Source organism: Parasynechococcus sp. (genome assembly GCF_042954245.1).
Classification (GTDB): domain Bacteria; phylum Cyanobacteriota; class Cyanobacteriia; order PCC-6307; family Cyanobiaceae; genus Parasynechococcus.
On record NZ_JBGKDP010000151.1, the window covers coordinates 1 to 7318 of the forward strand.

Annotated in this window: 11 protein-coding genes and 1 pseudogene; 6 read left to right on the plus strand and 6 right to left on the minus strand. The window is 60.9% G+C overall.

All coding sequences use genetic code 11. The features are described 5' to 3' along the window. Positions 1 to 38 precede the first annotated feature (38 nt). Positions 39 to 1370, minus strand: coding sequence for a hypothetical protein (locus ACGVJ8_RS06740; protein WP_392346629.1), 1332 nt, complete (start codon positions 1368 to 1370; stop codon positions 39 to 41). 77 nt (positions 1371 to 1447) lie between these two features. Beyond that, positions 1448 to 2076: pseudogene (pdeM, locus tag ACGVJ8_RS06745) on the minus strand (ligase-associated DNA damage response endonuclease PdeM). Position 2077: 1 nt separating this feature from the next. Between pdeM and ACGVJ8_RS06750 the strand changes: the two are divergent. The 4 genes from ACGVJ8_RS06750 to ACGVJ8_RS06765 all read left to right on the plus strand — a co-directional run bounded on the left by ACGVJ8_RS06750 (position 2078) and on the right by ACGVJ8_RS06765 (position 3397). Further along, on the plus strand, positions 2078 to 2257 hold the full coding sequence (locus tag ACGVJ8_RS06750; protein WP_392346611.1) for a hypothetical protein: 180 nt from the start codon (positions 2078 to 2080) through the stop codon (positions 2255 to 2257). 87 nt (positions 2258 to 2344) lie between these two features. Beyond that, a complete protein-coding gene (locus ACGVJ8_RS06755; RefSeq protein WP_392346612.1) occupies positions 2345 to 2638 on the plus strand; it encodes a hypothetical protein in 294 nt (97 codons plus the stop codon). Next, positions 2583 to 3194, plus strand: a complete 612-nt coding sequence (locus ACGVJ8_RS06760) for an ion channel (RefSeq protein WP_392346614.1) — start codon at positions 2583 to 2585, stop codon at positions 3192 to 3194. Before ACGVJ8_RS06755 ends, ACGVJ8_RS06760 begins: the two co-directional genes overlap by 56 nt. Continuing rightward, a complete protein-coding gene (locus ACGVJ8_RS06765) occupies positions 3191 to 3397 on the plus strand; it encodes a hypothetical protein (protein ID WP_392346616.1) in 207 nt (68 codons plus the stop codon). The genes ACGVJ8_RS06760 and ACGVJ8_RS06765 overlap by 4 nt, the downstream gene beginning before the upstream one ends. 10 nt (positions 3398 to 3407) lie before the next feature. Here ACGVJ8_RS06765 and ACGVJ8_RS06770 read toward each other — a convergent pair whose 3' ends face one another. Further along, a complete protein-coding gene (locus ACGVJ8_RS06770) occupies positions 3408 to 3644 on the minus strand; it encodes a CopG family transcriptional regulator (RefSeq protein ID WP_115009451.1) in 237 nt (78 codons plus the stop codon). A gap of 85 nt (positions 3645 to 3729) precedes the next feature. Here ACGVJ8_RS06770 and ACGVJ8_RS06775 point away from each other — a divergent pair, with 85 nt between their 5' ends. After that, complete coding sequence (locus tag ACGVJ8_RS06775) at positions 3730 to 4332, plus strand: PCC domain-containing protein (RefSeq protein WP_392346618.1); 603 nt, start codon at positions 3730 to 3732, stop codon at positions 4330 to 4332. After that, positions 4310 to 4564 (plus strand): DUF6737 family protein, encoded by a 255-nt coding sequence (locus ACGVJ8_RS06780; protein WP_392346620.1) that lies wholly within the window; start codon positions 4310 to 4312, stop codon positions 4562 to 4564. The genes ACGVJ8_RS06775 and ACGVJ8_RS06780 overlap by 23 nt, the downstream gene beginning before the upstream one ends. 37 nt (positions 4565 to 4601) lie before the next feature. Here ACGVJ8_RS06780 and ACGVJ8_RS06785 read toward each other — a convergent pair whose 3' ends face one another. From ACGVJ8_RS06785 to ACGVJ8_RS06795, 3 genes are all read right to left on the minus strand, one after another. Continuing rightward, entirely contained in the window at positions 4602 to 4985 is a 384-nt protein-coding gene (locus ACGVJ8_RS06785) for a cyclic nucleotide-binding domain-containing protein (RefSeq protein WP_392346623.1), read from the minus strand. Between the two features lie 14 nt (positions 4986 to 4999). Then, positions 5000 to 6172, minus strand: coding sequence for a transaldolase (locus ACGVJ8_RS06790; protein ID WP_392346625.1), 1173 nt, complete (start codon positions 6170 to 6172; stop codon positions 5000 to 5002). A 48-nt stretch (positions 6173 to 6220) separates the two neighbouring features. Further along, positions 6221 to 7318 (minus strand): peptidoglycan D,D-transpeptidase FtsI family protein (locus ACGVJ8_RS06795; RefSeq protein WP_392346627.1); only part of this gene is annotated, 1098 nt, incomplete at its 5' end.

Here is a 7318-nt window from a genome sequence, read left to right on the forward strand (position 1 = left end):
CTGGGGATCGACCACCAGGACCAAACGGCGTCCAAAGCTCAGTCCCGACCAGCCAGCACGGGCAGAGGCGGCAGAGGCGGCAGAGGTGGGGCTGGCTCATCCAGCAGAACTTCGGCGGGATTGAGCATCGGCTCATCGAGAACGATCGGTGGCGGCAGATCCGGCGGCAACGGCACAAACGGCTGCGGCTCCGTCCAGCTGTCATCCGGATCAGGCTCAGCCGGCTCCACCTCCCGGATCACGGCCGGCTGCTCGCGCAACACCAAAGGATCCGCCGTGATCGGGGGTTCCCTCAGGGGCGCACGATCCAGATCGACGCTGCGGTCGTCGGCATCCGCAGGCGAGCCCGGCTTGGTGAGGTTGGAGGGCCCCCAGATCATCCGGGCCAGGGATTCAACGCCCTGTTCCATGACCCGGTTCAAGCCCGCCAGGGCACGATCGGCGAGGTGATTACCGAAAGACGACACACAGTCGATTGGGCCATCGCAACCCTCATCCATCACCAGCTTGGGCGTCAGAGCCGCGATCAAATTGCCCTGCAGTGGGATTTGGCGGGGGCTCAACCGCAGCAGGTAGGGAACATGCACAAAGCTGGTGGCACCGCCGCTGATCCAGTTGGCGTCTTCTTCGGTGAAGCCCTTCACCCCAGGGATGATTAACCGACTCTTCGAGGCATGGTCGGGCATGTAGGCCGCCAGATAGCCCCGGCGACGGGCGAGGTCTTTGGTCTGCTCCAGGGTCAAGCCATCGCGGCTCATCAGCACTTCCATGTGGCCGTCCTGACGCAGGCCCATCACCATGCGGATCCGCGGCAGGTAGTAGCGGATCCGCTGGCCCATGCTGATGCTGTAGGCCCCCTCGTAGCTCTCTGGCGGAGCCTCGATGTCGTTATAAAGGCTGTGCAGGCCGCCGATGAAAGTGTCGTAGGTGCGGCTGCGGTCATCGGTCAGCTCCCCGTAGCCGAAATCAATGCTGCCGTCGTGGCGGATGCCGACGTAGGCCCGTTGGCGTGAGGCCGTGCGGTTACGCCCGCGCCAGACCTGGTTGCCGAATTTGAGATCCCCCAGGGGCACCGTGATCTCGCGGCCGTCATCATCAACATGGCGCTCATACATCGGGCCCGTCACGTAGGCCAGAGCCGAGCTGTCCTGGTAGGCGTCCTGTTCGCGATCCCAACCCTCCAGCAGCCCGAAGCGCACCCGCCGTGGATCGAGATCCAGGGCGTAGACCTCATGGTCGGGAATGTAATGGAACGGCTTGACATCCCGGCCGCGCTGCTGGGCCGAACGGACAGCTTGATCCTCTAGATCGGAGCGCTCGGGAGCCACAGGCGCCAAGGCGATCAAGCCGCCGAACCCCACAAACGGCATCGCCACCAGCAGCCAGCGCTTACGCAAACGAATCCTGCACTTGGGTCGAGGTCTGAGTCGCGACGCAGCAGGCTGAGTCACGCGATCCTTCGCTCTCGGTTTTTGGGGGTTGGATCGAACCAAGGAACGATGGAGCCTTCGGCCACCAGCCATTGCTGGTAACGGTCGCCGCAGTCATGGCCTCCCGTCAACTGCCCGAAGGAAGGAATCACCAGACGCGCCCCATCCGGACCAAAGGCGAAGCAGGGCAAACACAACTGATCGGATCGACTGCGAATCCGGGTGGTGGGGTGCAGATGACCACACACGTTCAACAGCCCCGGCTCCGGCACCCGTTCGGGCATGTGGCTCAACCAGAGATCGCCCAAATGCTGAGAAGGTTGCTGGGGCAAGCCTTCAATCCAGCTGTCGTGGTCATGGTTGCCACCGATCAGCACCACCGGATAACCACAGAGCTCGGGCAGAGCCAGCAGGGTCTCGCGCAGGAGATGCGGTGATGCCGATTCGGGCATGCACGAGATCACCCAACACAAACAAGCGCTGAGGTGACCAGGCATGGCAGAGCTCCAGCAGCGGATTCAGGGTTCCTTGATCTCCATCGCTGGGCATGGGCCTGGAACACCTCGGCCTTGCCGAGATGCAAGTCGGCGACGAACAGCTCGCGCCCCTCGGCCCGCCACAGGGCCCGCTGGGACAGAAGACTCATTGTGGCGCGGAGCAAGGGCCCCCACCAGCTCGCGAATTCAACCCTGCGCACGCTCGAACAACGGTTGAGCCTGCTTGAACAGGAAGGTCGTTTCGAATGCGCCTATGCCTTGAGGATGGAAGTGGCCGACTGGCTGCTCGGGGCCAGGGATGCCAACCTGAGCGCACCATCTCTGTCCTGACGTTTCCATGACCATTGCCCTGCTGATCGCGCTGGCGGGTTCCTTGGCGGCAATGGCCGTGATCGTGCGTCGTCTAGAACAGCGTTGATGCGAAAGGTCCGGCGCTGGTCCCTCGTCCTCGCGCTCTCCTGCTTCGGCAGCACACTTCCCCTGCAAGCCAATCAACTGGAGGTGGGCATCAGCGGTTCGGCCCCCTTTGTGATCAAGAACGGCGACCAGATCAACGGCATCAGCCTCAACATCTGGCGGCGTGTCGCCGAAGACAACAACTTCAGCTACGAGCTAATTCAGCAGCCATCACCCATAGCCGGAATTGAGGCGGTGGATGAGGGTGGGCCCGATCAGCATCACCTCCCGCCGCCTGGCCATACCGGGCGTTGACTTCACCCAGCCCTACTACCTGGGAAAGTCTGGAGTGTTGCTCCCGATGAGTCCGCCGTCGATCCTGAGCCTCGTTCAGGTGTTCTTCGGCTGGGCGGTGATTTCCTCGGTGCTGGTGCTGATCAGCGTTCTGCTAGTGGTCGGCAGCCTGATCTGGCTGGCAGAACGCAACCACAACAGTGAGCAGTTTCCGCGGGACTGGCTACCGGGCGTCAGCAGCGGCATGTGGTTCGCCGTGGTGACGTTGACGATCGTTGGCTACGGCGACAAAGCGCCGACCACGCGAGCTGGCCGGGGCATCACGGGCACCTGGATGGTGATCTCCCTGATCACGGTGTCGTCCTTCACCGCCAGCCTCGCCTCGGCGTTCACGCTGTTCCTGTCCGGTGCCACCGAGACGTCCATCAGCACCCCTGAGCAACTCAATAGCGGGTGGCTGTGGTGGAGGGCACCAGTGGCATGGAGCTGGCCCAACGCGGCGACATGCAGATCGTTGGTGCAGCCAACCTCAAGAGCGCCGTTCAACTGCTGGTTGATCAGCAGGCCGATGCCTTGATCTTTGATCGCCCTGCCATTCGCTACCACCTCAAAAACAATCCCGACCTGGCCCTGCGCCTCGCCCCCTTGACCCTTTCGCAAGAGACCTACGAGTTCGTGATCAAGCCGGAGAGCCCACTGCGCACGCCCATGGACGTCTCCATCCTCAAATTGCAACGGCAGGGGAAGGTTGAAGCCATTGCCAAACAGCTGCTGGATTGAGGCCGAAGCCTCAGCCCAGGGGGCGATGACGACGCAGGGCCTCTTCCAGCAGGTAGGCGGCCAAATTGCCGCAACTGCGGCCTTCGGCGAGGGCATGGCGCTTGAGGTCATCCATCACCCCGCGGGGCAGGGTGACGTTGATGCGCTCCGATCCGGCCGCATCCGCCACCGCAGCCGTGCTGGGAGCCGCGGCCTGGCCCTCGATCCGCTGCTGCAACTCCTGAACCAGGTCTTGGAGAAGAGACACGATTTCGTGTGAATATGACTACAGCAAATAAACGCTATCGTGCTCGACAAGATTGTGTAATCTTGAACACTGTTTTTGAGGCGCCATGCAACCCCTGCCGCTGAAGCTTGCTCCCGGCAGTGATCTGCGCCTCAGCCTCGAAGAACTAGCCCAGCGGGACGGCATCAGTGGCTTCGTTCTCGGCGTGGTCGGCAACCTGACCAAGGCGTCGTTCCAGTGCCCCGGCCAGGCGCAGCCCACTGTGCTGGAAGGCGACCTTGAGGTGATCACCCTCAATGGAACCTTCTCTCCTAAAAGCGTGCACCTGCACCTGAGCCTCTCGGATGGGGCCTGTCAGGTCTGGGGAGGCCACCTGGAACCCGGCACAATCGTGCAGAAGGGCGTCGACCTCCTGATTGGCGTCCTCGAGCAACGCGAAATCCGCCCCGCGCGCCAAACCTCAGCACCGCGAATCGAGATCGCCGTGCTGCCGGGATGCCCCTGGTGCAGCCGCGCCCTGCGCATCCTGAGAACCCTGGATCTTCCCCATAACGTCACCACCATCAACGACGACGCAGCCTTCCAGGCCGTGCAGCAGCGCAGTGGAATGACCACCTTCCCCCAGGTGTTCATCGACGGATCCGTGATTGGTGGCTACGACGATCTCGCCGCCATGCAAGCCGCCGGTGAACTCGACGCCCTCCGCTGAACCGCCGGAGCAACCATCGCCAGAACAGCAACCCTTCTGGTCGCTTAAACCCTGGTGGTGCCAGCCCTGGTCCATCGTCTCCACGGGGGTGCTAATGGTCGGCGGGTCCTGGGCACTGCTGCATCGCCTCTGGATCAGCCTTCCCCTGACCTTGGGCGTGCTGGCCTGGTGGCTTCTGTTTCTGCTGCTCGTTCCCGCCGCCTACCGGTCGGCAGCGGAGCCGAACCGATAACGTCCTCGCCTTTTCGCCGCATGGACCCGTTCGTCGATCATCCTTCAGCCAACTTGATGTCCCGCAAACGGGCATCAATCGATGCGAGGAGTTGCACCGCAAACGTCGGAGTCTCCTGAACCGCAAACAGGAACTTGTCGCGGTTCATGGCAATCAAACGGCAATCACTGGTGACCGTGGCTGTGCTCAAACGCTGATGGTCCTCCATCACCAAGGCCCCCGCGCCGAACACATGGCCCAGAGGGATGTCTTCGTGCCCCTCATGGCCAGAGGAGTCAATCCAGGTGAGCCGCACCGATCCCTCCAGCAGTCCATACATGCAGGTTCCGGTTTCCCCGGTTCGAAACAACACTTCACCCTGGTTGAGATGAATCACTTCGGCCTTGCTGGCCAAAGCACGCATTGTGTCGAGCGCATGCATGGAACCAGCACGATTTAGACAGAGGTCAGAGCAAGGGCTGCGCCAAAGCCTTGACGCACATCCTTCTGGGAGATCAGACCGTCGTTGTCCTGATCCAGGACATCAAAGATGGCATCACTGCCGAGCCATTCATCGCGGGTGATCGAACCATCGCCATTCATGTCGTTGAGCATGAAAATCTCGGAAACGGCGTGGCGGAAGGCTGAGCCACCCTCCAATTCAGCCAGACGGTGGGCCAGTTGATGCTCCAGCGTTTCAATTGCCTTGCTGAAACCTTTGATGCCCTCGGTGAGTTTATCGCTGGCCATCCGATCGGCCTGCATCAGTGCATCAAAGGTGGCGTGATCGACGTGGATCTTGGCTTCGCCATCGGTGGGATTGGCCGCATCCAATTTCTGGGTCAGCACGGCATCACTCCCACGGAGCTGATTCAACAACTTCGGTGAAATGGTGAGCAGATCGCAACCGGCTAGCTCTATGATCTCATCGATGTTGCGGAAGCTCGCCCCCATCACCTCCGTGCCGTAGCCGTGGGTCTTGTAGTAGTTGAAGATCTTGGTCACGGAAATCACTCCGGGATCCTCAGGTCCGGGGTAGGAATCGCGCCCTGTCTCCGCTTTGTACCAATCCAGGATGCGCCCCACGAAGGGGGAGATCAGAGTGACGCCGGCTTCGGCACAGGCAACGGCCTGACCGAAACCAAACAGGAGAGTGAGGTTGCAATGAATCCCCTCTTTCTCCAGCACCTCGGCGGCTTTGATACCTTCCCAGGTGGAGGCGATTTTGATCAGAACGCGATCGTTGCTGATGCCGGCATCGTTGTACAAACGAATCAGCTTGCGCCCTTTTTTAATCGTGGCGTCGGTATCAAAACTCAGACGAGCATCCACCTCCGTTGACACACGACGGGGAACAATCTTGAGAATCTCCTTGCCGAAGATCACACTGATCTCATCGAGAGCTTCCCGCACCACGTCTTCCACCGGTGCGTCGCTGCCCATCAACTTGCGCGATGACCGCAAAGCCTCATCAATCAGCCTCTGGTAGGCCGAAATCTGCGCAGCAGCCAGGATCAACGACGGGTTGGTAGTGGCATCCCGAGGGGTGAACTTGCGGATCGCCTCCAGCTCACCCGTGTCGGCAACGACCACGGTCACTTGCGAAAGCTGATCGAGCAGGCTGGCCATGATGTACGACGGCTCAATACCCATAACGTAGCGGCGCTTTTTGATGCGTCAGCTGTTCAAAAGCTTGTTCAATTCAGCAGGTTTTGAGGGAGCAATGCGCTCCACAACCAGCAAGGCATCAATGATCTGTTTGGCGACAGGAACGGCCACGGTGGAGCCGTAGGCGTGTTCACCTTGGGGCTCATCCACCACCACAAACACCACGTAACGGGGATCCTCAATCGGCAAGGTCGCCACAAAGCTGCAGATCTTTGCTCCTGGGAGATAGATCCCATTCAGGGCCTTCTGCGCCGTTCCCGTTTTGCCACCAATTCGATAGCCGGGCGTTTTCACACCCTTGCCACTGCCCTGATCCACCACCGATTCCATCCACTGGAGCACCGTGCGCGTAACCTCCGGGTTTAGCAACTGCTGACCACTGGGTGCCGCCGCCGGAGCCAAGGCATCACCCGAGCGGAAGCCACGGGTGATGTGGGGACTGATCAACTTGCCACCGTTGGCCAGCATCCCGTGGAGCTGCACCAGCTTGAGCGGTGTGAGCGAAAACCCTTGACCAAAGGCCGTCGTCGCCGGCTCGATCGGCTGACTAGTGAACTGCTTCTTGCTCTTGAGCTGTCCGGCCACCGCTCCGGGGAGGTCGGTGTCAGGACGCTGATTGATGCCAAGACGCTCCATCCAGTTCCAGTAGGTGTCGTCGTCAAGACGGCGCATGGCTTGGACCATGCCGACGTTGCTTGACACCTGCAGCATGGTGGCGAAATCCACCAAACCATGGGCTTTTTTGTCGTGGTTGTTGATCGGCCAACCACCGACCATCAGCTTGCCCACGTCATTCACCCGATCCGTCGCCTGAATGGCGCCGTCCTGAAGTGCCAGAGCCAGGTTGATCGGCTTGAACGTCGAGCCTGGTTCATAGAGATCCTGAACGGACCATTCCCGAAACCGCCCCGTGGGGAAATCCCAGTAGCGGTTGGGGTCATAGGTGGGTGTCGATGCCAGCACCAACAACTCACCGTTGGTGGCATCCATCACGATCGCGGCGCCCTTCTGGGCTTTCCACTTGGCAACCTGCTCAGCAAGAGCTTTGAGGGCCACCTGCTGAAGCCTGGAATCCAGCGTCAGCTGCAGGCGCAAATCATCGCCATA

Coding starts and splice junctions, on each gene's coding strand:
- ACGVJ8_RS06740 (WP_392346629.1), bottom strand. CDS start 1,370: ATGCCGTTTGTGGGGTTCGGCGGCTTGATCGCCTTGGCGCCTGTGGCT.
- ACGVJ8_RS06755 (WP_392346612.1), top strand. CDS start 2,345: ATGCGAAAGGTCCGGCGCTGGTCCCTCGTCCTCGCGCTCTCCTGCTTC.
- ACGVJ8_RS06760 (WP_392346614.1), top strand. CDS start 2,583: ATGAGGGTGGGCCCGATCAGCATCACCTCCCGCCGCCTGGCCATACCG.
- ACGVJ8_RS06775 (WP_392346618.1), top strand. CDS start 3,730: ATGCAACCCCTGCCGCTGAAGCTTGCTCCCGGCAGTGATCTGCGCCTC.
- ACGVJ8_RS06785 (WP_392346623.1), bottom strand. CDS start 4,985: ATGCATGCGCTCGACACAATGCGTGCTTTGGCCAGCAAGGCCGAAGTG.
- ACGVJ8_RS06790 (WP_392346625.1), bottom strand. CDS start 6,172: ATGGCCAGCCTGCTCGATCAGCTTTCGCAAGTGACCGTGGTCGTTGCC.